We start from the raw sequence: 24,036 nt of genomic DNA, 5'->3' as shown, positions 1-24,036 counted from the left end.
CGATCCGGCCGGCGCGGCGACAGTGACCACACGCTAACGGCGCCCCCCGACAGAACCGGCGTCCGGCCAGCGCAGCGCGTCGTCGCGGAGCACCGCGTGCGCGCCGACGGTCTGGTTGACGATCTGTGTCACCCGCACGTCGACAGCGATGCTGGCCAGCGCCACCGCGTCCGCGCGGCTGACGGAGTGCAGCCGCTGCATCAGCGTCAGCATCGAGTCCAGGGCGGCGAACGTGGCGTCGTCGAGGGACGCACCGACACCCAGCGTCAGCCAGGCGTCGGGGGTACGGGCCACCGGGCCGGTGACCGGGAAGTCGTCGCGCACGTCGAAGGTCAACGTCACCTCGTCCATCGGACACTCGATCGCGGTGCCGCCGACCTCGCCGTCACCCTGCGCGGCGTGCCCGTCCCCGACGGAGAACAGCGCCTCGTCGACCGGGATCGGCAGCAGGAGGGTGCTGCCGGCGGTGAGGTCCCGGCAGTCCAGATTGCCGCCCCAGGGGCGCGGTGGGATCGTCGAGTGCCGTCCCGGCTCCGCGGGTGGCATGCCGAGCACTCCCATGAAGGGCCGCAGCGCGACCGCGTGACCATGCTGGTTGCGGCCGGTCATCGTCACCGGGTCCAGCGTCCAGGCGTGCACCACCGGTTGGTCCTGCACGCCGTAGCGCTTGTTGAACCCGCTCGGCCAGCCGCCGGCCACTGTGGTTCCCCATTTGGCCGGGACGACCGCGTCGATGCGTACCGCGAGGGTCTGGCCGGCGCGCGCACCGCGGACCGCGACCGGACCGATCAGCGCGTGCCCGTGGTCGGGCCGGTGCTGCGCGACCCGAGGCCGGTCCCGGTTCGGTCCGCCCGGGTACGGGCCGGCGGACCACCAGCAGTCCAGGGTGCGATAGGTGACGGTGTCGCCGGGGTCGATGGTGAGCACCGGCGGGAAATCGGGGGAGAAGTGACCGTGCAGGCTGTCATCCCCCGGGATGAGGGTGTGTCGCATCCGTGCAGGCTAGTGGCAGCTGGTCCGCGCGGCGGGTCGCCCCGGTGCGCGGTGGGTGCCGGGCGCACCCACCGCGCACGACTCGACCCGGGCGATGTCAACCCGAGGTGCAGGAACGGATCTGCGGGCGGGCGCTGCTGTTGCCGTTGGTCATCGTGGTGAAGCCGAAGGTGTTGCCACTGCCGTTGGACCGCATGGTCATGACGGTGCCGCTGCTGTCCCAGGTGGCGGTGCCGTTCCAGATGGTGGTGACCCGCTGCGGCGAGGTGATGACCACGACCACCGTCCACGTGCTGGCGCCGCTGACCGTCACCGACGTGTTGTACCGGTCGCCCCAGACGTTGGGGGTCGTCGCGGTGGCGGTGCAGGTGCCGCCGGCGGGCGGCGGGGTGGTGGTGGGCGGCGGGGTCGTGCCGTCGGGCGCGACGGCGCGGCCGGTGGACGGCGAGATCATGCCGGGGCACAGGTTGCGGCTGGTCAGGTTGGCCATGATCTGGGGGATCGCGTCACGGGTGTTCTGGATCCCGTCGTGCATCAGGATGACCTGACCGGCCTGGAGCCGGCTCGCGTTGGCCACGATCTGGCTGACACTGGCGCCGTTCCAGTCCTGGGAGTCCACGTCCCAGATCACCTGGCGCATGCCCAGCGACGAGGCGACGGACTGCAACGTGGAGTTGGTCTCGCCGTAGGGCGGCCGGAACAGCACCGGCCGGCTGCCGGTCGCCGACTGGATCGCCGAGCTGGTCTGGGAGAGGTCCGACTGCATCTGGGCCTGGCTCATGGAGGTCATGTGGGCGTGGTTCCAGCTGTGGTTGGCGACCCACATGCCGGCCGCCACCTGGGCCTGCGCGGCCGACCGGTTGTTCTGGACGTTCTGCCCGACGTTGAACATGGTGGCGCGTACGCCGTTGGTGCGCAGCACGTTCAGCAGCGCGCTGGTACTGCCGGTCGGACCGTCGTCGAAGGTGAGGCCGACATAGCCGTTGCAGGTGGCGGCGCTCGACGGGGTGGAGGTGGCCGCGAGGACGACGCCGCACATGGCGACGGCGGTGGCCAGGACGGCGAGCGCCGCGCGCAACCGCCTCGACCACAGGGCGGTGCGGGGAAAGAGCCTGCTCATCTGGTGCCCCTTCGCGCAGGCCCGGACGCGCCCTCGGTGCGGGCAGCACAGTCCGGACAGGTGTGGATGAGTGGGTAGGTGGAGCCGAAACCGCAACGAAGCCGATTGCATTGACCTCCGTGGATCGGAGTATTACAGCGAGAATTCCAACACGTCAACAAGTTCCGGAACGTCTTCGGAACAGCGCAGAGAACCGATCGGGGTCTGGCCAGGTACTCCTGCCTACCTGCGGGTCTCGATCATGAACATCGATGCGTATGCACTCGACATGATCCGGAAAGCTGCCGGAATTATCGACCGCCCGCCGCCGGGCCGATCGTCGCGCGGCCGCACGGAATAGTAAAGATTGTGAACAGAAGATGTTACAGTCACTGCGGTCGATATCCGGCTCGGGTTCGGCCAGTGAGGTCCCAGGAGGGAAGTGATCACATGACGAGACTGCGCGCGCTGGTCGCGCTGGCGGCACTGATCGTCGCCGGTGGGCTGGTGGCGGTCATCCCGGCCACCGCCGCGTCGGCGGCGGCCTGCTCAGCATCGTGGCAGGCCTCGGCCGTCTACTGGGGAGACGCCCAGGTCTCCCACAACGGCCGCAACTACCGGGCGAAGTGGTGGACCCAGAACGAGGCGCCGCCGGGCACGACCGGCGTCTGGGAGGACCTCGGCGCGTGCGGTGGGGGCACCACACCGCCCACCGGGGGGACCTGCACGTACCCGAACTGGGCCGCCGGGACCTGGTACGCCGCCGGGGCGATCGTCAGGTACACGAACGGTTCCTACTACATCGCCGAGCACGACAATCCGGGGTACGACCCCGTCGTGAGCACCTGGTACTGGGAGCCCTACACCTGTGGCGGTCAGCCACCGACCAGCCCGCCGCCCACCAACCCGGGCGGCTTCGTGGTCACCGAGGCCCAGTTCAACCAGATGTTCCCCGGTCGGAACTCCTTCTACACGTACTCCGGCCTCGTCGCCGCCCTCAGCGCCTACCCGGCGTTCGCGCGCACCGGCAGTGCCACGGTCCAGCGGCAGGAGGCCGCGGCCTTCCTGGCGAACGTCTACCACGAGACCGGCGGGCTCGTGCACGTGGTCGAGCAGAACACCGCGAACTACCCGCACTACTGCGACTACGGCCAGCCGTACGGCTGCCCCGCCGGGCAGGCCGCCTACTACGGGCGAGGGCCGATCCAGCTCAGTTGGAACTTCAACTACAACGCCGCGGGCAACGCCCTCAACCTGCCGCTGTTGACCAACCCGTGGCTGGTGCAGACCGACGCCTCGGTGGCCTGGAAGACCGGTATCTGGTACTGGATGACCCAGAACGGGCCGGGCACCATGACCGCCCACAATGCGATGGTCAACGGCGCCGGGTTCGGTCAGACGATCCGCAGCATCAACGGCTCGATCGAGTGCAACGGCGGAAACCCCGCCCAGGTGCAGAGCCGCGTCACCAGGTACCAGCAGTTCGTCGGCATCCTCGGCGTGTCCGCCGGAGCCAACCTCTACTGCTGATCCGTGGCCGGGCCTCGGCGTTCGTCGCCGGACGGAGTCGAGGCCCGGCTGATCGGCGGCCGGGCCCCGGTGGGGGCCGCGGCCGTTTCGGCGCGATCAACCCGTTGACACGGCCGCGCTGCGCCCGGAACTATCAGCGGCAGTCCACCCGCCCCGGCTCCCGTTGCTCACGAACTCTCATGACAACGATGTCAGGGCCCGACCCACCACCCGCTCCACACTGCCCAGACGTTCGACCTACTCGACCCGGTTCGAGTCGAAAGGCTCCGTCCCCCATGTCGCACACCCCCCTTGCGCGTCCCCTCTCTCCCCGCCTGATCGCGGCGACAACAGCCGTCCTGCTACCGCTGGGCCTGCTCGTCGCCGCGCCCCTGGCCAACGCCGCCCCCACCCCCGCGACGCCCGGCAACTTCAGCTCCTCGTTCGAACCCGCCGACCCGCAGGCCACCACCAGCACCGTGGAGGTCGGCGCGAACGGAAAGCCGGTCCAGGCCAACCTGAGCGGCACTGTCACCACGCTGCCCGGCAGCCTGCTCGGCCAGGTCAGCGCCGTGACCGCGAGCGACGAGAACCAACCGCGCGAGATCGCCGCGAACCTCACTGACGACGACCCGTCGACCAAGTGGCTCGTGTTCGCGTCCACCGGCTGGGTGACCTACCAGCTCGCCAAGCCGGCGACTGTGGTGCGCTACTCGCTGACCGCGGCCAACGACGCACCGACCCGGGACCCCAAGGACTTCACCCTCCAGGGGTCGAACGACGGCAACACCTGGACCGACCTGGACAAGCGCGCCGGCGAGAAGTTCAGCGGGCGCTTCGCCACCAGGACGTACAGCTTCACCAACCCGAACGCCTACGGCTTCTACCGGCTCAACGTCACGGCGAACTCCGGTGACTCGCTCCTGCAGCTCGCCGACTGGAACATCAGCGACGGCTCGGACGTCCGCCCGCCGGCCACCCCCATGGTCAGCGTGACGACCGCCGGCCCGAACGGCGGCTACACCACGAAGCCGGACGTCGGGTTCACCGGACTGGCCGCGCTGCGCTACTCCGGCGGCGCCGAGGGCAACGGCCGGGCGTACGCGACAAACAAGCTCTTCGACGTCACCATCCCGGTCGGGCCGAAGACCCGCCTGTCGTACAAGATCTTCCCCGAGTTCACCAACGGGGACGGCCGGTACCCGTCCACCTACGCCGCCGTCGACCTGCACTTCACCGACGGCAGCTACCTGAGTGGTCGCTCGCCCGCCGACCAGCACGGCTACCCGCTCACCGGCGCCGGTCAGGGCGCCTCGAAGGTGCTCTTCGCCGACCAGTGGAACCTGGTGCAGGCCGACCTCGGCACCGTCGCGCGCGGCAAGACGATCGACCGCATCCTGCTCGCGTACGACAATCCGCAGGCCACCGGGGAGACCCGGTTCCAGGGTTGGCTCGACGACATCGAGCTGACGGCCGCGCCGGCGTCGATCGACGGCTCGAAGCTGACCAACTACGTCGACACCCGACGGGGCACCAACTCGACGGGCGGCTTCTCGCGCGGCAACAACCTGCCGATCACCGCACTGCCCAACGGGTTCAACTTCTTCACCCCGGTGACCGACGCGACCTCCGACTCGTGGGAGTACGAGTACCACCGGATCAACAACGAGGCCAACCTGCCCATGCTCCAGGGCCTCGCGATCTCCCACGAGCCGAGCCCCTGGATGGGTGACCGCAACCAGATGTCCGTCATGCCGGTCGTCGGTGGCGGACCGCTCGCCGGTCAGCCCGCCGGCCGTGCGCTCGCCTTCAGCCACGACGACGAGACGGCACAGCCGGACCTCTACCGGGTCACGCTCCAGAACGGCCTGGTCGCGGAGATGTCGCCCACCGACCACGCCGGGATCATGCGGTTCACCTTCCCCCCCGGGCAGGCGACCGGAAGCCTGGTCTTCCACAACGGCACGTTCACCATCGGCACGGACGGCACGTTCACCGGTTGGGTCGACAACGGAAGCGGCCTGTCGGCCGGTCGTAGCCGGATGTTCGTCTCCGGCGCCTTCGACCGCCCGCCGACGGCGTCCGCCGCGACCTCGGCCACCTTCGACATCTCCGCGTCGCGGGAGGTGACGATGCGTCTCGCGACGTCGTTCCTCTCCGTCGACCAGGCGCGCCGCAACCTCGACCTGGAGGTCACCGGCAAGAGCTTCGACCAGATCCACGCCGCCGCGACGGCCGCGTGGAAGGACCGGCTCGGCCGGGTCGAGGTGCGGGGCGCCACCGAGGCGCAGCTGGTCACCATGTACTCGAACCTGTACCGGCTGAACCTCTACCCGAACTCGCAGTCGGAGAACACCGGCACCGCCGCCGCGCCGCGCTGGCAGTACGCGAGCCCGGTGTCCGCGCCGACCGGCGCGTCGACCCCCACCCGGACCGGCGCGAAGGTCGTCGACGGGCAGATCTACGTCAACAACGGCTTCTGGGACACCTACCGCACCGTGTGGCCCGCCTACGCGCTGCTGTACCCGGACATCGCCGCCAAGATCTCCGACGGGTTCGTCCAGCACTACCGCGACGGCGGCTGGATCGCCCGCTGGTCGTCACCGGGATACGCCGACCTGATGACCGGCACCAGCGCGAACGTGGCGCTCGCCCAGGCGTACCTCACCGGGGTCAAGCTGCCCGACCCGCTCGCGGCGTACGACGCGGCCGTCAAGGACGCCACCGTCGCGTCCGGGCGCAGCGCGGTCGGGCGCAAGGGCATCGAGAGCTCCCTGTTCCTCGGCTACACGCCGACGTCCACAGGGGAGTCGGTGTCCTGGGCGCTGGAGGGCTACATCAACGACTTCGGCATCGGCAACATGGGTGCGGCGCTCGCCAAGGACCCGGCCACGCCCAAGTCGGAGCGCGCCCGGCTCAAGGAGGAGTCCCGGTACTTCCTGGAGCGGGCCCGCAACTACGTCCACCTCTTCGACCCGAAGACGAAGCTCTTCCAGGGCCGCGCCGCCGCCGGCAACTTCCTCGCCGGTGACCCGCTGGACTGGGGTGGCGTCTACACCGAGACCAACGGGTGGAACTTCGCGTTCACCGCCCAGCAGGACGGCCAGGGCCTGACCAACCTGTACGGCGGGCAGAAGGCGCTGCGGGACAAGCTCGACGCGTTCTTCGCCACCCCGGAGAACGCCGACCGCCCCGGTGGGTACGGCGGGGTCATCCACGAGATGCTTGAGGCGCGCGCGGTGCGGATGGGTCAGCTCGGCATGAGCAACCAGCCGTCGCACCACATTCCGTACATGTACAACGTCGCCGGCGCACCGGCCAGGACCCAGGAGACGGTACGGGAGATCCTGCGCCGTCTCTACGTCGGCAGTGAGATCGGCCAGGGCTACCTGGGCGACGAGGACAACGGCGAGATGTCGTCCTGGTACATCCTCAGCTCCCTGGGCATCTACCCGTTGCAGGCCGGGTCGTCCGAGTGGGCGATCGGCTCGCCGCAGTTCACCCGGATGACAGTGCGCCGCAGCAGCGGCGACATCGTCGTCAACGCGCCGAACAACAGCGCGGCGAACATCTACGTGCAGGACGTCAAGGTCAACGGCAAGAAGCAGCGCGGCCTGTCAGTGGACGTGGCGACGCTCGCCAAGGGCGGCACCATCGACTTCCAGATGGGCTCCCGGCCGTCGTCGTGGGGCACCGGCAAGAACGACGCGCCGCCGTCGCTGACCAAGGGTGACGAGGCGCCGAAGCCGTTGCAGGACGTCACCGGCCCCGGTCTCGGCACCGCGACCGCGACCGGCGGTCAGGACGCGTCGAAGCTGTTCGACGACTCGTCGACCACGCAGCTGACCTTCACCTCGGCGACCCCGCAGATCACCTGGGCCTTCCGTGGTGGCAAGCAGAAGCCGAAGTACTACACCGTCACGTCCGGGGCGGGCGCCGGCGATCCGGCGGACTGGCGCCTGCAGGGCTCCAACGACGGCCTCACCTGGACCACTGTGGACGCCCGCGCCGGCCAGGTGTTCCCGTGGCGCAACCAGACCCGCCCGTACTCGATCGACAAGCCGGGACGGTTCCAGCAGTTCCGCCTCGCCGTCACCAAGACCGTCGGCGCCGCGCAGACCAACCTCGCCGAGGTCGAGCTGCTCGCCGGGGGCGACCTCGACCTCGGCGGCGGCGACATCACCGTCACCGCGGCGGACGGCGTGCACGCCACCACCGGTGTGCCCGTCTCGGTGCCGCTGGGCACCGTCACCGGCGGCGACGCCAGCGGCTATCAGGCCACCATCGACTGGGGTGACGGCACGCCGGTCACCGCGGGCACCGTGACGTTGAGCTCACGGGCCGTCTACCGCATCGGTGGGTCGCACACCTACACCACGCCCGGCTACCACCAGGCGAACGTCACGGTGACCGACGGCGAGAGCCAGAGCTCCGCGACGGTCGGCGTCGAGGTGGCGTACGCCCCGGCCTCCGGCCTCACCGCCGCGTTCGACAGCGTCTGCGTCGGCGACGAAGGGGTCCTCGCGGCAGACTGCGACGCCAAGTCGTGGGCGTACTCGCGGGCCGCCCTGGCGGCGGGCGGTGCCACCCAGGGCCAGCCGCAGCAGGTTCCCGGCACGGCGCTGCGGTTCACCCTGCCGGTGATCCCGGCCGGGCAGCCGGACAACGCCACCGGCAACGGGGCGACAGTCGTCCTCGACCTTCCGCAGGACGCGAAGAGCATCTCGTTCATCGGCGCCGGAACGCAGGGCAACCAGAGCACCACCGGCACGGCGACGTTCAGCGACGGCAGCACGGCCAGCATTCCGATCCAGTTGAGCGACTGGACGCTGGGCGGCAACGCCAACGGCACCCCGTCCTACGGCAACATCGTCGTCACCCGGACGGCGTACCGGCTGCAGGGCACGAGCCGCGACGGCGCCCAGCCGTTCCTGTTCGCCACCGCGCCGTACCAGATCCCGGCGGGCAAGACGCTGGTGTCGGTGACCCTGCCGACGCAGACCGGTGACCCTCGCTCGGCGGGTCGGATCCACGTGTTCGCCGTGGCCAACGACGGCACGCCCGCCCCGGCGCTGGCGACCGTCGCCCCGAAGGACCAGACGGCCACCGCCGGGCAGGCCCTCGCGGCGAACCTGGGCACGGTGACCGGCGGCGTTCCCGGTACGACGGGCTACCGCGCCCGGGTCCAGTGGGGCGACGGCACGGTTCCGGCCGACGTCACGATCGGCGCGTCCGGCGCGATGAGCGGCCAGCACACCTACTCGCGGGAGGGCACGTACACGGTGCGCGTCACCGCGTGGGACAGCCTGTCGAGCAGCACCGGGTCCTTCACCGTGACGGTGGCCCGGGGCGGATCGCAGCCGGCGATCGCGCTGTCCGCGTCCGGCACCGTCACCACCGGTGGCGCGATCACCGTCAGCGGCAGCGGCTTCGCCGCCGGCGAGCAGGTGACGGTCAGCGTCGGCACCGACCCGGGCCGGACCATGAAGGTCGCGGCCTCCGCGACGGGAACGGTCCGCACCTCGGTGCCGACCTCCGGTGACGCGCAACCCGGCCGGTACGCCGTCACCGCGACGGGCGCGTCCTCGCGTACGCCGGCCACGGCCACCGTCCAGGTGACCGGGGAGCCGGAGGCACGGACCTACCAGCCGCGGGTGGCGCTGCTGACCAGCTCGGGGCCGCGCGGCACGTCGATCATGCTCGACGGTTCCGGGTTCGCCGCGAACGAGGCGGTCACGATCACGTTCGGGACCGGCCTCGCGGTCAGCACCGTGCGCGCGAACGCCGACGGCGTCATCTCCGGCGCGACGGTCAGCGTTCCGGGTGCGGCGAAGGCGGGCGCGACGAGCGTCACGCTGAACGGCGCCACGTCGGCGACGAAGGTGTCCCGACCGTTCACCGTCACCGGCTAGCACCCAGCCGGAGAGAATGCAGCCGCGTGGGGCGGGCCGTGATCACGGCCCGCCCCACGCCGCATGGGATCAGCGAGGTGGCAGCAGCGCGTCGACCAGGTCGCGCAGGGGCCCGACCAGGTCCTGTTCGGTGGCGGAACTCAGCGGTTCCAGCCGGATCGACGACCGCAGCACCGCGACTCCGATGCCGGCGGCGAGGGCCATCTGGGCCCGGAGCAGGAGCTGTTCGCTGCCCGGTTCGCCGGGACGCCACCCGCGAGCCGCCGCCAGTTGTTCGCTGGAACGGACCAGCACGCCGCGCCGGATCTCGTCGGCCCCCGCGTCCCCGGATGATCGCAACAGCAGTGACAGTTGGCTCGACAGGCCCGCCGCGCCGAGGTCGGCGATGTGCCGGGCGATCGCCTCGGGCACCCGGTCGGCCGGCGTCTGTCCGGTGGTTCGGCGCAGTTCGTCGCCGGCCGCCCGCAGGCACGCCTCGAACAGGCCCTCCTTGGACGTGAAGTAACGGCTGATGAGCGCCACGTTGACGCCCGCGTCGTCGGCGATGTCCCGGACGGTGGTGGCCGCGTAGCCGTCCCGGGCGAAGCGTTGGCGAGCGGCGTCGAGCAGCAACTGCCGGGTCTCGGCCGCGTCCCGACGGCGCCGCTGGGCCGGTTCGCCGACGGTGTTACTGGTCGCGGGGACCGGCGGTTCTGCTGTCACGACGCGTCCTTCCTATCGCTCTGGCTCAGTGCGGGCCCAGCAAGTAAACATATGTTGACTTTCCGGCGATCGCAAGGTCCGGTGCCACCCGAGGGTGACGTAAACGACTGTTGACTTGAGGCCCGGGCTGCGCATACTGGCTAAGTCAGCAAACGTTTACATCGAGTTCGGGGATCTCATGACCCACACCATCGAGGAGTCGACACACCTCGGCTCCGCGCCCAGCGTGGCCCCGCGCGCCAACAGCACCCTCCTGGTGCTGTACCTGTCGCTGGGCGGCCTGGCGTTCGCGGTGCTCCAGTCGCTGGTGGCGCCGGCGCTCTCGACCATCGGAAGGGACCTGGGCGTCTCGACCGGAGACATCAGCTGGGTGCTCACGGCGTACCTGTTGGCCGCCTCGGTGCTGACGCCCATTCTCGGACGTCTCGGTGACATGGTCGGCAAGCGTCGGGTCCTCATCGGTGTCCTCGCGGCCCTCGCCGCGGGCACCCTGCTCGCTGCCCTGGCTCCCAACCTGACCGTGCTGATCGTCGCGCGGGCACTACAGGGCGCCGCCGGAGCGATCCTGCCGCTGTCGATCGGCATCGTCCGCGACCAACTGCCCCGGGAGAAGGTCGGCGTCACCGTCGGCCTGCTGTCGGCGATCTTCGGTGTCGGCGCTGGCGTCGGCATCGTGGCCGCCGGCCCGATCGTGGAGCACCTGTCGTGGCACTGGCTGTTCTGGCTGCCGCTGGTCCTCGTCGTCGTCGCGCTGCTCGGAGCCATCTTCGGGATGCCCGAGTCGCGGGTCCGCACGCCCGGGCGGCTCGACATGCTCGGCGCGGCCATCCTGTCGGTCTCGCTGGTCTCGTTGCTGCTGGCCGTGAGCAAGGGGCAGGGCTGGGGCTGGACCGAGCCGAAGACACTCGGCCTGTTCCTGCTCGGTGTGGTCGCGATGATCGTGTTCGTCCGGGTCGAGCTTCGGGTGCGCGAGCCGCTCATCGACATGCGGCTGATGCGGATTCGCGGTGTCTGGGCCACCGACCTCGTCGCCCTGATCCTCGGTTTCGCGATGTTCGGGACGTTCGTGCTCGTACCGACCCTGCTTCAACTTCCCGCCGCCACCGGGTACGGGTTCGGCAAGACGGTGTCCCAGGCGGGCCTGTTCCTGCTGCCCACCGTCCTGATGATGGTGGTCTTCGGTCCCCTCGCGGGTCTGCTGGACCGGCGCTTCGGTCCCAAGGTTCCGATGTTCCTCGGCACTGTCGCGGTCGTCGTCGCATTCGCGCTGCCGGCACTCGCACACGGCGCGACCTGGCAGGTGCTGCTCTCCGGGGTGCTCACCGGTGCCGGCATCGGCCTGGCATTCGCGGCGATGTCCAACGCCATCATCGAGAGCGTCCCGGCCGGACAGACCGGCGAGGCGAGCGGCGTCAACACCATCGCGCGGACCATCGGCAGCAGCATCGGCGCGGCGGTCGTGGCGGCCGTCATCACGTCGAACAGCACCCCGCAGGGGCTGCCCACCGACGCGGCGTTCACCGCCGGCTTCTGGGTGTGCGCGGGCGTCGCGGTCCTGGCCGTCTTCGCGGCACTCGCCCTGCCCTCGGCGCGTCGCCGCCACGAGCAGGCGGTCGCCGTCGGCGTCGACGACCTCCCGCCCGAGCCGGTCGAACTGCACCTGCCCCACCGGCACCACTGAGCAGCCGACTGACGGTCGCCTGACCGCGCGGGCCGTGGCCACTCCTGGTGGGCGCGGCCCGCGCCGTTGGCGTGACCTCATCCTGCTCGCGGCGCGCCCAGTCGAAGCTGCCAGCGCGTGCCCTGACTGGTGAGCCGGACGACGGCCAGGGGCTCCACATCCAACTGCCGGTACGTCGCCGTCGGCAGCCCCAGGGCGTGCACGACCGCGACCCGGATCACCAGTGGGTGGGTGACCGCGATGATGCGTCGACCGGCGCCGAGCTGCTCGTCCAGCCAGCCACCGACCCGATCCCGCACGGCCGTGACGGACTCGCCGCCGTGTGGCGCGGAGTCCGGTGCGGACAGCCAGTCGTGTAGCGCCTGCGGTTGCGCGCCGGCGACCTCCTCAAGCGACAGTCCGGACCAGCCGCCGTAGTCACAGTCGGCCAACGCCGTCTCGATCGTCGGCAGCAGGCCGAAGGTGTCGGCGGTCTGCCGGGCCGCCGCCGCTGGACTGGACAGGCAGGTGTCGTGCACGCCGAGGTGCCCACGTCGGTCCGGATCGGTGTGGGCCTGGGCGAGGGCGGCACGCAGGCCACCCTCGTCCAGGCCGTCGTCGGTCCCGCCGAAGCGTGCCCGGCGCAGAGCCGCGGTGTGACCGTGGGCGACCAGCCGGAGGCTGGTGCCGGTCACGTGCCCGGTAGTGCGGTGGCGGCCCGGCGACGCCGCTCGTGGTGCATCAGGGCCGCGAACAGCAGGCCGATGCCGGTCCAGAGCACCACCTGGGTGCCGAGCGAGGCCAGCCGGAAGTCCCACAGCAGCGTGGCGGGGAAGTCCGCCGGAACCTCCTGGAAGGACGGCATCACCACGTACGACACTGCCGTGACCAGGAGGAACCCGCCCACGGCCGCGGCGGCGCGCAGCCACGGCGGCGCCTGGGCGCCGACCGACCGGTAGCCCAGCGAGCCGGCCCACACGGCCACCAGCCCGAGCACCACCATCAACAGGTAGGTGACGGTCCGCTGGTCGATGGTGGCCGGGTCGCCGACCGCCGGCGGGTTCGCCGGGTACTTGAGGAACGGCACGATCACCGCGCCGAGCAGCGCCGCGCCGGCCAGCAGCAGGCCCGACCGCCCGTCGTCGTCGCCGCGCCGCCGCCGGGACAGCAGGACGTACGCCGTGGCCAGCAGGCCACCCATCGCGGCCCCGAACAGGCCGGTGGCCAGGAACAGGCCGCCGCGCTGACCCGTCCGGCCGACCAGGGCGTCCTCGTGATCGTGCGCACCAGCGGCGGGCTCGGCGTGCGTCGCCGCCTCCTCGATGGCGATGGCCGCCTCGACGTGCGGTTCGCCGGCGACGTACGCGAACGCCCCGGCCAGCAGGCCGGCGATCAGGCCGGCGAGCAGCCCGCGGACGAGGACGGCGAGGAACGGGGGAGCGGTGGTGGTGTTCAGTGGCACGGGACGCCCAGCAGGTGCCGGCCGTCGTGCATCAGTTCGTGAAGGTACATCCCACTGCGCGACACCGCCCCCTGGTCGAAGGCGACGAGGTACGCCAGCAGGGTGAGCACGGCAACGGTCGCGAGAGCCGTCCACAGGAGACGGGCACTGCCAGCGGGGTGCACCACCGGCTGGCTGGAAGCGGAGCTAGACATGAATACACGAACCTCCCCAGGGATGACGCGTCCCCATCGCAAGGCTGCGGACGACCGAGCGTCCTGGCTCGCGGCACCCCGGTTGTGGTTGGGGAACCGCTCACAGTGGCGCGACCGCGCCGGATTCACACCGGCTTCCCTCGCGTCGCCGCAGATAGTGGGTCGACGGTATCGGTGCCGCCTCAGGCGGTCAACCCGGACCCCGCGCACCGAACGCGGCCCCACCGATCGGTCCACGAGCCGACCGGGCCGCAGGGTGCCGGCGGATTCGTCAGACCAAAAGGCGACAATGCCGGAAGCCGGCAGTGGCGCGCGTTCCGCGACTCGTGAACACTCTGTTACCGCTAACATGGTCAACCTGCCAGATCGGCTCTGTGGCTCCGGGTCGACCCGGGGGGTTCGATCAGCGGCGGGGCGGGGTGCGGGGTGGACGAACAAACAGCAGGACGGGTCCGGTGACGACCGGCGAGGTCGCGCGACGACCGGGCATCGTCGACGCGCACCATCACCTCTGGGTTCGGGCGCGGCACCCACAGCCCTGGATCGATCCGCACACCATGGCAGCGATCGACGACGACTTCACGCCGGTCGAGCTCGCCCCGGCGACCCGGGCCGCCGGGGTCACCCGGACCGTGGTCGTGCAGTCCGTCGCCGTCCGGTCCGAGACGCCCGAGCTGCTCGGCATCGCTGCCGACGACCCACTCGTCGCCGGGGTCGTCGGCTGGGTCGACCTCACCGCCACCGACGTCGGCCGCCGCCTCGACCGGCTACGGAAGGTGCGCGGCGGCGAACGGCTGGTCGGGATCCGCCACCTGGTCCAGTCCGAGCCTGATCCGACCTATCTGGACCGTCCGGACGTGCGGCGGAGCATCGCCGCGGTCGGTGCCGCCGGCCTCGCCTTCGACCTCCTGGTGCGTCATCGTCAGCTGCCCGCCGCCACCCGGCTCGTCCGCGACCTGCCCCAGGTGCGGTTCGTCCTCGACCACCTCGGCAAGCCCCCGCTCGGGCACGCCGATCTCGGTGACTGGCACCGCGATCTGCGGGCGCTCGCGGCCGAGCCCAACACGACGGCGAAGCTCTCCGGCCTGGTGACCGAGGTGGACGCCGCGTCCTGGACGACGGCCGACCTGCGGCCCGCTGTCGAGCACGCCCTCGACGTGTTCGGGCCGGATCGGCTGATGTTCGGCTCGGACTGGCCGGTCTGCCTGCTGGCCACCTCGTACGCCCGCTGGGTCTCGGTCCTCGGTGACCTGCTGGATCCGCTGTCCGAGGACGAGCGGGCGGCGATCTGGAGCCAGACCGCCGGTCGGGTGTACCAGTTGGCCCCGTCCTGACGCGGCAGCGGCTTCCGAGCTGGGGACATAGCATGTTATCGATAACATGCTAGGGGCGGCGGTCGATGTTGTTTGGTCGGACGAATGCGTTCGACGGTGCAGGTAACGATGGCAAAACATGCCCGCAAGACCTTGGCAACATACGTGAATGCGTGGCAAGGTAACGCCTGATCGTGGGAAACATCCGACCTATCTCCACGGTTGTGTGGGCACCTGGCCGCACTGCCATCCGAGCGGGGTCGGTCGCTCACAGGCGTACGGCTCGTCGGCGGGTCCCCGTCGGACGCCGGCGCCGCGCTTGGGGAGGTCAGGTCCGACGATGAGTAGCGCCGAGGCAACCGCCGGCACGCAGCGCGGCGAACTCAGCGACTGGTTCCGGGAACGGATCTCCCACGCCGTCTCCGAGTTCACCGCCGCGACCGCCCTGGTCGTCCTGTTCATCGCCCTGACCTTCGCGAGTCCCTACTTCCTGACAGCGGACAACCTCTTCAACATCGGCGCCCAGACGGCGGTGATCGCGATCATCGCCACGGCCCAGACGATGGTCATCATCACGAAGGGCATCGACCTGTCCGTCGGGTCGGTCGCCGCGCTCGCCGGCGTGCTGGGCGCGATGGTCGTGCGCGACCTCGGCTTCTCGATCTGGGCGGCGACGGCGGTCGCGATCGGCGTCGGCGCGCTGGCCGGGCTGTTGAACGGGTTGCTGGTGACAGTGGCCCGGATTCCACCGTTCATCGCGACGCTGGGAACGATGTCGGTGGGCCGCGGCCTCGTCTTCATCATCACCGGAGCGGTCGGCGTCTACGGCCTGCCCCGATCCTTCCAACTACTCGGCAACGGGCAGATCCTCGGCATCCCGTTCGCCGTGGTGATCACCGTCCTGGTCGCCGTCGGGGTCGCGTTCCTGCTCTCCCAGACACGATTCGGGCAGTACACCTACGCGATGGGCTCCAATCTGGAGGCCGCCCGCCGCTCCGGCATCCGGGTGGGACGGCACCTGACCGGGGTGTACGTGCTGGCCGGCGTGCTGGTCGGGCTCGGCGGCATGATCGCCGCGTCCCGGGTCAACTCCGGCCAGCCCAACTACGGCATCTCGCTGGAACTCGACGTCATCGCCGCCGCGGTCATCGGCGGTGCCAGCCTGTTCGGCGGGCAGGGCCGGATCGTCGGGACCATCATCGGCGCGTTCCTCATCGCCCTGGTCCGCAACGGCGCCGTCCTGCTCGACATCAGCATCCACTACCAGCAGGTGATCGTCGGCGTGATCATCTGGGCCGCCGTCTACTTCGACCAGTACCGCCGCCGGCGGCTGGAATCACGGGGTTGACATGCCATTCCGAGAGTCCGAACGAGGAAGGACACACACCATGGCACACACCACCACCAGCCGGCGGACGCGAGGACGACTCCTGCGCGCGCAGGCGATCCTGGCCGCGGCCGCGGCGACCGCTCTGCTCAGCGCCTGCGGCGGGGTCGAGGTCCGAGACGGCGGCGACGGCGCGACCAAGGACGCGAGCGGCCCGCTGAAGCTCGCCGTCGTACCCAAGGCGGTCGGGGCCGACTACTGGAACACCGTCAAGGCGGGCGCGGAGTGCGCCGCGCAGCGCGCGGGGGACGTCACCGTCCAGTGGGACGGGGTGACCACCGAGACCGACGTCGAGGGCCAGGTCAACCTGATCCAGAACTTCGTCACCAAGAAGGTCGACGGCATCGTCTACGCGGCGACCGACTCCAGCGCGCTGGCACCCGCCACCGACAAGGCGCTCAGCGCCAACATCCCGGTCGCCATGATCGACTCTGGCACCGACCCGCAGCCGTCTGCGGTGCCCCTCTTCGCCACCGACAACCGTGCGTCGGCAACCGAGGCGGCGAAGCTGCTCGCCACCGAACTCGGCCCCGGCAACCACGAGGTGGCACTCGTCGAGTTCCAGCCCGGATCGCAGACCAACACCGAGCGGGTCGACGGCTTCAAGGCCGGCCTCGCCCAGTACCCCAACCTGAAGCTGGTCGGCCAGCAGCCGAGCCGCAGTGACGTCAACGAGGCCCGCCGCGTCACCGAGAACATCCTCACCGCCAACCCCAAGCTCGCCGGCGTCTTCGCGGCCAACGAGCCGAGCGTGCTCGGCGCGGCGCAGGCCATCCAGGCGGCCGGCAAGTCCGGCAAGGTGGTCATCATCGGCTGGGACGCCGCCCCGGACGAGATCGCCGGGGTGCGCAACGGCCAGATCTCCGCGCTGGTCGTGCAGAACCCGTTCAAGATGGGCTACTTCGGCGTCGACAAGATGGTCAAGCACCTCCGGGACAAGGCTCCGCTGGCATCGGCCGACACCGGCGTCACGTTCGTCACCAAGGAGAACATCGACTCGGCGGAGATCAAGGCGGTGCTCGAGCCCAGCTGCGCCAACCCACCGGTGCAGTGATGGGCGGCATTCCCACGGCCACCGCCGACAGCGATCAGCAACCCACCGAGACGGAACCGCCGGTCCTCGAAGCCCGCGGCATCGTCAAGCGGTTCGGGCACGTCGAGGCGTTGCGTGGTGCCGACTTCACGGTCCGCCGCGGCGAGGTCGTCGCGCTGATCGGCGACAACGGCGCCGGCAAGAGCACCCTGATCAAGACTCTGTCCGGTGTGCATCCGCCGGACGAGGGCGAGATCCGGGTCGGCGGCCGTCCGGTCCAGTTCTCCACCCCGGTCGATGCCCGACAGGCCGGGGTGGAGACCGTCTACCAGGACCTCGCCGTCGCCGACGACCTCAGCGTGGCCGCCAACCTCTATCTCGGCCGGGAGATCCTGCGCTCCGGACCACTCGGCCGGCTCGGACTGTTGGACAAGCGCGCCATGCGCCACGGCGCCGCCGCCGCCCTCGACGAACTGGGCGTACGGATCCCCCGGGTCACCACGCCGATCGCGATGCTCTCCGGCGGGCAACGACAGTGCGTCGCGGTGGCCCGCGCCATCATCTGGGCGACAAACGTGGTCATCCTCGACGAGCCCACCGCGGCGCTGGGCGTCGTCCAGACCGGGCGGGTGCTCGACGTCGTGCGGCGTGCCCGTGACGCCGGCATGTCGGTGGTACTGGTGAGCCACAACATGCCGCAGGTGCTCGAGATCGCCGACCGGGTCGAGGTGCTGCGCCTCGGTCGACGAGCAGCCCAACTCCGTGCCGACGAGGTCACCACCGACGATCTGGTCGCGGCGATGACCGGCAGCACCAGCGCGGATCGGGACGAGCGGTGACGTCGGTCGTCCAGCGGGGCGCCCGCGATCCCGCCCGTCGGGCGACCGCGAACGCCGACCGGTCGCCGCTGCGGCTGAGCCCACTGGGCTTCGGTGCCTCGCAGGGCGGCAATCTCTACCGGGCGACGTCCGACGAGCAGTTCGCCGCCGCTGTGGACACCGCGTGGGCAGGTGGCATCCGATACTTCGACACGGCACCGCACTACGGGCTGGGCCTGTCCGAACGACGGCTGGGCGCGGCCCTACGCTCCCGCCCACGCGGCGAGTACGTGGTCTCGACGAAGGTCGGCCGGTTGCTCGTGCCGTCGCCGGAGACGGCGCACCAGCGTGACCCGGAGGGGTTCGACGTTCCCGCCGACCATCGCCGGGTCTGGGACTTCAGCCGCGACGGCGTACGCCGTTCGCTGGAGGCGAGCCTTCGGCGCACCGGCCTGGACCGGATCGACGTGGTGTATCTGCACGACCCGGACGAGCACTGGGAGCAGGCCGCGTACGAGGCGATCCCGGCGTTGGTGGAGCTGCGGGAGCAGGGCGTGATCGGCGCCGTCGGCGCGGGGATGAACCAGTCGGCGATGCTGGCCCGCTTCGTGGCGGAGACCGACGTGGACGTGGTGATGTGCGCCGGCCGGTACACCCTGCTGGAGCAGGGCGCGTTGACCGACCTGCTGCCCGTCGCGCAGGCCCGCCGCGTCGGCGTGGTGATCGCCGGGGTCTACAACTCCGGGCTGCTGGCCCGGGACGTGCCGACGACCGACGCCGTCTACGACTACCGGCAGGCGCCGGCCGAGGTGATCGACCAGGCCCGCCGGATAGCGCGGGTCTGTCAGACGTACGGCGTCACGCTGCCCCAGGCGGCGTTGGCGTTCGTCCGTCGTCACCCGGCCGTGGTCTCGACGGTGGTCGGCATACGGGACGAGGCCCAGGCGACCGAGACCCTGCGCCGATCCGACGTCGACGTCCCGGATCAGCTCTGGGCGGCGTTGTACGACGAAGGGCTGCTCGACGTGCAGTCGTGAGGCCGGCCGTCAGGACCGGGTCGTCTCGATGCTCGCGTCGGCGTCGTCGGGCAACCCCTGCAACGACTCCTCCACGCCGATCAGGTGGTTGGCCATCCGGGTACGCGCCCGCTCCGGGTCCCGTGCCACCAGCGCCTTCAGGATCGCCACATGTTCGTCATGGGTCCGCAGATCCGCCCCCTCCTCGTGCAGACTCCGCCAGAGCCGCCCGCGGATGGTGCGCCCGGCGAACGCTTCGATCAGGCCGACGAGCACCGGATTCTCGGCGTGCACCGCGATGATCCGGTGAAAGGCGATGTCGATCTCCATGATCCGCTCGTGGTCCGGCGGCGACTGGCCGATCAGCCGGGCCGCCTCGTCGAGCAGGTCACCCGCCTGGGCCAGCGCCTCGTCGGTGATCCTGGTCGCCGCCAGGCAGGCCGCCTCGCACTCCAGCAGCCGGCGAACGGTGTGGATGTGCCGGGGGTCGCCCTGACCCTGGAAGTCGACCACGAAACCCATCGGGGCCAGCAGTTGTGGCGCGTCGAGGTTGGTGACGTAGGTGCCGTCGCCCTGGCGGATGTTGACGATGCCGAGGATCGACAGCGCCGACATCCCCTCGCGCAGCGAGCCCCGCGAGACACCGAGCTGCTCGGCGAGGTCCTTCTCGATGGGCAACCGGTCACCGGGCCTGAACTGCCCTTCGAGGATCATCCGCTTGATGCCGTTGACCACTTCGTCAGTGCGAGACATGATCCGTTACCTTTCGGTGCGCTTTAGTGAGCGCATGATTGGTCGCTCCGCCTTGCGGTGGGGACGGTCCCGGTCTTGCCGGCGGATGCCGTGCCGGGTTCACGCTTCACAGCCACCTGCCCTCGTGCGAGGGTCTTCTGGTTGGCTCCACGTGCTGCCACCGAGCCACTCCCGGCGGTGGTGAACTCAGCCGCGAGGGCGGCCAGGTTGAGTGCGGCGTTGCGGTCACGGTCGATGACCAGGCCGCACGCCTCACAGTCGTACTCACGCTCGTGCAGGGCGAGCTTGGTTTTCACCGCGCCGCAATCCGAGCAGGTTTTCGAGGACGGATACCAGCGGTCGGCTACGAGCAACCGGCCGCCGTTCCACCTGGTCTTGTATGCCAGCTGACGGCGGATCTCGGCGAACCCGGCATCAGCAATGTGCCGGGCCAGCCGCCGGTTGCGCAGCATGCCCACGACGTTCAGATCTTCGACAACGATGCTGCCGTGTTCGCGTGCCAGCCTCGTGGTGAGCTTGTGCAGCCCGTCGCGGCGCAGGTTCGCGACTCGCGCATGCGCACGACCAAGCCGGTCCGAAGCGCGTCGCCAACGGTTCGACGGGCGACAGCCGGTGCTCCGGTCGGGGCCGGACTTCCGCGACAACACCCGACCCAACGCCCGCAGCCGGGCCTGCGAGGCGACGAGGTGGCGCGGGTTGTCGACCCGCTCACCGGTGGAAAGCACCGCAAGATGGGTGATCCCGAGATCCACACCCACCACCGAAGCGGGCTGGGCTGGTTGCCGTTCAGTCCGCTGCACCGCGACGGTGAACGAGACATGCCACCGTCCGCCGTCGCGGCGCACGGTCGCGGACATGATCCGCGCGGTTCCGCCCTCGACACGGCGGGCGAGCTTACGGGCGGATTCGTGCAGCTTCAACCGACCCAGCCTCGGCAGCACCACGTGCCTACGGTCGGGCTCGACCCGGATCGCGCCGGTGGTGAACCGCACCGACGGTGTGCCATGGCGGCGGGACTTGAAGCGGGGGAAACCAACCCGCCTGCCGGCCCGCCCGCCGCTGCGGGAGTCAGCCCAGCTCTTCAGGCCGCGGGCGAGAGCGTCCAGGCCGGTGTTGAACGCCTCTTTCGACACCTCACCCCACCATGGCGCCGCATCAGCCTTCGCAGCGTTCCACGCCTTGCGCAGCCCGGCGAGCGACCACGGCAACGACGGCGTCAGCAACTCATCCGGCACCCCATACGAGCGCTCCGCCGCGCGCTGGTCCATGACCGCCCTGACCCGGGCGAGCGCCCAGTTGTGCGCCACCCGCGCAGCCCCGACGTGCGCATTCACGGCGCGTTCCTGACCCGGAGTCAGGTCGAGGGCAAACCGGTACGCCTGGATCGTCTTCACGTCAGGTCCCTGGTAACCGCCCCAACCCTGCGGCGGACACGGCCCGCGCCGGCGCGACGGCCGTACAAGGGGGCACACAGCGACGTCAGGACCTCAGACACGTCACACCCCAGGTCGTCGTTGACCTCGGCCGGGCCCACGACCAACAGCTGGCGGCCCTGCGCGGACAGCAAAGCCTCAACGTACTCGGCTCCGAACCCGGCGAACCGATCCCGGTGCTCGACCACAATGGTCGACACAGCCGGGTCGCGCAACAAGAGGACGAACTTTCGCAGTGCCCGTTGAGCGCTGAACCGACCTCGGTGACCAAACGATCGACGGCAAAGCGCTGACCGGTAGCCCACAAAGTCACCCGGGCGACTTGCCGGTCCAGGTCCGGCTCCTGATCGGCCGAGGACACTCGGGCGTACACCGCAACCTGCCCAGCGTCCGGCGCCGCACCGGTCAATGGCTCACCGACCATGATGAGCCGGCCGAGCCGGTCGGAAGGAACGGGCAACGTTCCCGACCCGTACCCGCCGCGCGGTCGCGTACGAGATACCGGTAGCCGCCGCCCACTCCTTCAAGTTCACACCGCCACTTTAGACAAATCCTGAACACTCCTAATCGTCAGCGCGCTAGCAGTTGCTTCCTCCTAGCGGCCGGCGGGGGTGGCCTTCCCACCCGCGATCACGTACGCCGCCTCCGGAGATGACACGGTAGTCGGGTCTGTCGCCGCCCAGTAGTGGCCGTCGGGAAACCGGTAGAGCGCCACCGACTCGGTACGCATCCGGGTGGAGTAGCCGGGTTGGCTGGGCAGGACGTATCCGCTGCCCGAACCGGTGTCCCGGATGATGCACGGATCGGTGAAGTGCTCGTGCAGGTGGTCGACGAACTCGGTGACCCGGTCGGTGAGGTCCCCGGAGATCGCGACGTAGTCGAGCACCGACACGTGTTGGACCATCTCGCACAGCCCCACGCCGCCGGCGTGTGGGCACACCGGGACGTCGAACTTCGCGGCGAGCAGCAGCACGGCGACGATCTCGTTGATGCTGGCCAACCTGCCGGTGTCCAGCTGGCAGAAGTCGATGGCCTCGGCTTGGAACAGCTGCTTGAACATCACCCGGTTGTGGCAGTGCTCGCCGGTGGCGACGCCGATCGGAGCGACGGCACGGCGGACGGCCGCGTGGCCCAGGATGTCGTCGGGGCTGGTCGGCTCCTCGATCCACAGTGGCGTGAACTCGGCGAGGGCGGTGACCCAGTCGATGGCTTGGCCGACGTCCCACACCTGGTTGGCGTCGATCATCAGGTGGCGATCCGGCCCGAGGATCTCCCGCGCGATCGCGCATCGGCGGATGTCGTCGTCGAGGTTGGCGCCCACCTTGAGCTTGACGTAGCCGTAGCCGGTGTCCACCGCCTCCTGGCACAGCCGGCGCAGCTTGTCGTCGCCGTAGCCGAGCCAGCCCGCGGAGGTGGTGTAGGCGGGGTAGCCGGTGCGGTCGAGCTCGGCGAGCCGGGCGGCTTTCGTGCCCTCCTTGGCCCGCAGGATGGCCAGTGCCTCGTCGCGGGTCAGCGCGTCGGACAGGTAGCGCAGGTCCGCGATGTCGACGAGTTGCTCGGGGGACATGTCGACGAGCAGCCGCCACAGCGGCTTGTCGGCGAGCCGGGCGACGAGGTCCCACGACGCGTTCAGCACGGCGGCCAGGGACAGGTGGACGACGCCCTTCTCCGGACCGAGCCACCGCATCTGCGAGTCGGAGGTGAGGAGGCGGTAGACGGCGCCCATGTCCGCTGCCATCGTCGCCACGTCCAGGCCGACGAGGCGTTGTGCCTGGTGGACCGCGGCCGCCGCGACGATGTCGTTGCCGCGACCGATGGTGAAGGTCAGGCCGTGCCCCGCGAGCGGCGCGCCCACCCCGTCGACGCCGTCGGTGTGCAGGGCGACGTAGGCCGCCGAGTAGTCGCCGTCCTTGTTCATGGCGTCTGACCCGTCAGCGGTCAGGGAGGTGGGGAAGCGGACGTCTTCGACGGTGACGGCGGTGATCTGCGGCATGCGCTCCTCGCCCGGCTAGGCTAAAGATCAGATGATCACTGGGAGTATACGGACGGCTGCTCCGGCCCGTCAACGATGTCGATCACCGCAGGCCTCCAGACATATGATGTTTGGCCCGATCGCGGCAACCCGCCTTACCGTCCATCGTGCCGGTTGACGGCTCACTTCGGCGAGGGCGGCGGTTCAGGGAGATTGGATGTTCACCCCCACTTCGGGCGCATCGACGGCGACAAATGAGCGTGCCGTGCGGCACCGATGCCTCGATACGTCAAATCTTTGTCGATTGTCGGCAGCAGCACGGCGGGCCCCGTCTCCGGCGCCTGGCGACGGTCGGCGTGACGCGGTCGACCGGGCCGGTGACAGTGATCACCGAGCAGCCGCCGACACGCCCGAGACCGACATGTGGGGTGTGACAACCGCAGCGTCCCTATATATGGTGTCGACGCAGCTGGTTCGGCCGCTCATCCGGTGCGGTCGAGGCAACAGGGAACCCGGTGGAAATCCGGGACTGTCCCGCAGCGGTGAGTGGGAACGACCGCCGTCAACAGCACTGGGCCACCAATCGGCCTGGGAAGCGACGGCCAGTAGGAGACCGGCGACACCGGTCGTGCCCGCGAGTCCGAAGACCTGCCAGCGCGCCGCGTACCCGCACCGGGTGGGCGGCGGTCCGAGGCCGCGTGGGACGGCTGACGCCACCTGACCCACGCCGGGCTGGCGTGGCGTCCGCCGGTGTCTGTCCCCTCGCGTCCGGGCCACCAG

Annotated in this window: 17 protein-coding genes, 1 pseudogene and 2 riboswitches; of the genes and pseudogenes, 8 read left to right on the top strand and 10 right to left on the bottom strand. The window is 70.3% G+C overall.

Annotation, left to right across the window (positions count from 1 at the left end; genetic code table 11):
• Window positions 1-33: 33 nt before the first annotated feature.
• Entirely contained in the window at window positions 34-993 is a 960-nt protein-coding gene (locus OH804_RS14705; RefSeq protein ID WP_406065756.1) for an acetamidase/formamidase family protein, read from the bottom strand.
• Between the two features lie 97 nt (window positions 994-1,090).
• Window positions 1,091-2,113, bottom strand: coding sequence for a polysaccharide deacetylase family protein (locus OH804_RS14700; protein WP_406065754.1), 1,023 nt, complete (start codon window positions 2,111-2,113; stop codon window positions 1,091-1,093).
• A gap of 429 nt (window positions 2,114-2,542) precedes the next feature.
• On the opposite strand from OH804_RS14700, the gene OH804_RS14695 reads away from it, so the two are divergent.
• The gene (locus OH804_RS14695; RefSeq protein ID WP_196922585.1) at window positions 2,543-3,622 is read left to right on the top strand and encodes a glycoside hydrolase family 19 protein; all 1,080 of its coding nucleotides are present in this window, start codon (window positions 2,543-2,545) and stop codon (window positions 3,620-3,622) included.
• A gap of 275 nt (window positions 3,623-3,897) precedes the next feature.
• Window positions 3,898-9,513, top strand: a complete 5,616-nt coding sequence (locus OH804_RS14690; protein WP_406065752.1) for a GH92 family glycosyl hydrolase — start codon at window positions 3,898-3,900, stop codon at window positions 9,511-9,513.
• Window positions 9,514-9,582: 69 nt separating this feature from the next.
• Here the strand turns inward: OH804_RS14690 and OH804_RS14685 are convergent, their stop codons facing one another.
• Window positions 9,583-10,215: a TetR family transcriptional regulator gene (locus tag OH804_RS14685; protein WP_307788670.1), complete on the bottom strand. Its 633-nt coding sequence runs from the start codon at window positions 10,213-10,215 to the stop codon at window positions 9,583-9,585.
• A gap of 178 nt (window positions 10,216-10,393) precedes the next feature.
• Between OH804_RS14685 and OH804_RS14680 the strand changes: the two genes are divergently transcribed.
• A complete protein-coding gene (locus OH804_RS14680; protein WP_196922587.1) occupies window positions 10,394-11,896 on the top strand; it encodes an MFS transporter in 1,503 nt (500 codons plus the stop codon).
• Window positions 11,897-11,973: 77 nt separating this feature from the next.
• On the opposite strand, the gene OH804_RS14675 is transcribed toward OH804_RS14680, so the two are convergent.
• Genes OH804_RS14675 through OH804_RS14665 form a run of 3 tightly spaced genes read right to left on the bottom strand, consistent with a single transcriptional unit; the run spans window position 11,974 to window position 13,531 of the window.
• Window positions 11,974-12,570 carry a histidine phosphatase family protein gene (locus OH804_RS14675; RefSeq protein ID WP_196922588.1) on the bottom strand — a complete coding sequence of 199 codons (597 nt, stop codon included), beginning with the start codon at window positions 12,568-12,570 and terminating at the stop codon, window positions 11,974-11,976.
• The gene (locus tag OH804_RS14670; protein ID WP_196922589.1) at window positions 12,567-13,337 is read right to left on the bottom strand and encodes a CbtA family protein; all 771 of its coding nucleotides are present in this window, start codon (window positions 13,335-13,337) and stop codon (window positions 12,567-12,569) included. Before OH804_RS14670 ends, OH804_RS14675 begins: the two co-directional genes overlap by 4 nt.
• A complete protein-coding gene (locus tag OH804_RS14665; RefSeq protein WP_124822026.1) occupies window positions 13,328-13,531 on the bottom strand; it encodes a CbtB domain-containing protein in 204 nt (67 codons plus the stop codon). The genes OH804_RS14670 and OH804_RS14665 overlap by 10 nt, the downstream gene beginning before the upstream one ends.
• A 34-nt stretch (window positions 13,532-13,565) precedes the next feature.
• Window positions 13,566-13,722, bottom strand: a riboswitch (cobalamin riboswitch).
• 264 nt (window positions 13,723-13,986) lie between these two features.
• On the opposite strand from OH804_RS14665, the gene OH804_RS14660 reads away from it, so the two are divergent.
• The 5 genes from OH804_RS14660 to OH804_RS14640 all read left to right on the top strand — a co-directional run bounded on the left by OH804_RS14660 (window position 13,987) and on the right by OH804_RS14640 (window position 19,119).
• Entirely contained in the window at window positions 13,987-14,865 is an 879-nt protein-coding gene (locus OH804_RS14660; RefSeq protein ID WP_196922590.1) for an amidohydrolase, read from the top strand.
• Window positions 14,866-15,184: 319 nt separating this feature from the next.
• Window positions 15,185-16,192 carry an ABC transporter permease gene (locus OH804_RS14655; protein WP_112641328.1) on the top strand — a complete coding sequence of 336 codons (1,008 nt, stop codon included), beginning with the start codon at window positions 15,185-15,187 and terminating at the stop codon, window positions 16,190-16,192.
• A gap of 40 nt (window positions 16,193-16,232) precedes the next feature.
• On the top strand, window positions 16,233-17,285 hold the full coding sequence (locus tag OH804_RS14650; protein WP_196922591.1) for an ABC transporter substrate-binding protein: 1,053 nt from the start codon (window positions 16,233-16,235) through the stop codon (window positions 17,283-17,285).
• Window positions 17,285-18,103, top strand: a complete 819-nt coding sequence (locus OH804_RS14645) for an ATP-binding cassette domain-containing protein (RefSeq protein ID WP_231392619.1) — start codon at window positions 17,285-17,287, stop codon at window positions 18,101-18,103. Before OH804_RS14650 ends, OH804_RS14645 begins: the two co-directional genes overlap by 1 nt.
• Window positions 18,100-19,119, top strand: a complete 1,020-nt coding sequence (locus OH804_RS14640; protein ID WP_307788671.1) for an aldo/keto reductase — start codon at window positions 18,100-18,102, stop codon at window positions 19,117-19,119. The genes OH804_RS14645 and OH804_RS14640 overlap by 4 nt, the downstream gene beginning before the upstream one ends.
• Window positions 19,120-19,128: 9 nt before the next feature.
• Here the strand turns inward: OH804_RS14640 and OH804_RS14635 are convergent, their stop codons facing one another.
• From OH804_RS14635 to OH804_RS14620, 4 genes and pseudogenes are all read right to left on the bottom strand, one after another.
• Complete coding sequence (locus tag OH804_RS14635) at window positions 19,129-19,851, bottom strand: FadR/GntR family transcriptional regulator (RefSeq protein WP_196922592.1); 723 nt, start codon at window positions 19,849-19,851, stop codon at window positions 19,129-19,131.
• Between the two features lie 23 nt (window positions 19,852-19,874).
• On the bottom strand, window positions 19,875-21,245 hold the full coding sequence (gene tnpB / locus OH804_RS14630; protein ID WP_406065745.1) for an IS607 family element RNA-guided endonuclease TnpB: 1,371 nt from the start codon (window positions 21,243-21,245) through the stop codon (window positions 19,875-19,877).
• A pseudogene (locus tag OH804_RS14625) lies at window positions 21,242-21,817 on the bottom strand (IS607 family transposase). Before OH804_RS14625 ends, tnpB begins: the two are co-directional and overlap by 4 nt.
• A 62-nt stretch (window positions 21,818-21,879) precedes the next feature.
• Window positions 21,880-23,277 carry an enolase C-terminal domain-like protein gene (locus OH804_RS14620; RefSeq protein WP_406065743.1) on the bottom strand — a complete coding sequence of 466 codons (1,398 nt, stop codon included), beginning with the start codon at window positions 23,275-23,277 and terminating at the stop codon, window positions 21,880-21,882.
• Window positions 23,278-23,709: 432 nt separating this feature from the next.
• A riboswitch (cobalamin riboswitch) is annotated at window positions 23,710-23,927 on the top strand.
• Window positions 23,928-24,036 lie beyond the last annotated feature (109 nt).

This window comes from Micromonospora sp. NBC_00860 (genome assembly GCF_045207375.1).
In the GTDB taxonomy this organism is placed as follows: Bacteria; Actinomycetota; Actinomycetes; order Mycobacteriales; family Micromonosporaceae; genus Micromonospora; species Micromonospora vinacea.
The sequence above is the reverse complement of the archived record's forward strand: the minus strand, read 5'-3'. Positions and strand labels throughout refer to the sequence as shown.

What these genes read in the sequence shown, in the direction of transcription:
- OH804_RS14620 (WP_406065743.1), bottom strand. Translation starts at nt 23,277, where the DNA reads ATGCCGCAGATCACCGCCGTCACCGTCGAAGACGTCCGCTTCCCCACC.
- OH804_RS14650 (WP_196922591.1), top strand. Translation starts at nt 16,233, where the DNA reads ATGGCACACACCACCACCAGCCGGCGGACGCGAGGACGACTCCTGCGC.
- OH804_RS14665 (WP_124822026.1), bottom strand. Translation starts at nt 13,531, where the DNA reads ATGTCTAGCTCCGCTTCCAGCCAGCCGGTGGTGCACCCCGCTGGCAGT.
- OH804_RS14700 (WP_406065754.1), bottom strand. Translation starts at nt 2,113, where the DNA reads ATGAGCAGGCTCTTTCCCCGCACCGCCCTGTGGTCGAGGCGGTTGCGC.
- OH804_RS14645 (WP_231392619.1), top strand. Translation starts at nt 17,285, where the DNA reads ATGGGCGGCATTCCCACGGCCACCGCCGACAGCGATCAGCAACCCACC.
- OH804_RS14695 (WP_196922585.1), top strand. Translation starts at nt 2,543, where the DNA reads ATGACGAGACTGCGCGCGCTGGTCGCGCTGGCGGCACTGATCGTCGCC.
- OH804_RS14635 (WP_196922592.1), bottom strand. Translation starts at nt 19,851, where the DNA reads ATGTCTCGCACTGACGAAGTGGTCAACGGCATCAAGCGGATGATCCTC.
- OH804_RS14680 (WP_196922587.1), top strand. Translation starts at nt 10,394, where the DNA reads ATGACCCACACCATCGAGGAGTCGACACACCTCGGCTCCGCGCCCAGC.
- OH804_RS14690 (WP_406065752.1), top strand. Translation starts at nt 3,898, where the DNA reads ATGTCGCACACCCCCCTTGCGCGTCCCCTCTCTCCCCGCCTGATCGCG.
- OH804_RS14655 (WP_112641328.1), top strand. Translation starts at nt 15,185, where the DNA reads ATGAGTAGCGCCGAGGCAACCGCCGGCACGCAGCGCGGCGAACTCAGC.
- OH804_RS14705 (WP_406065756.1), bottom strand. Translation starts at nt 993, where the DNA reads ATGCGACACACCCTCATCCCGGGGGATGACAGCCTGCACGGTCACTTC.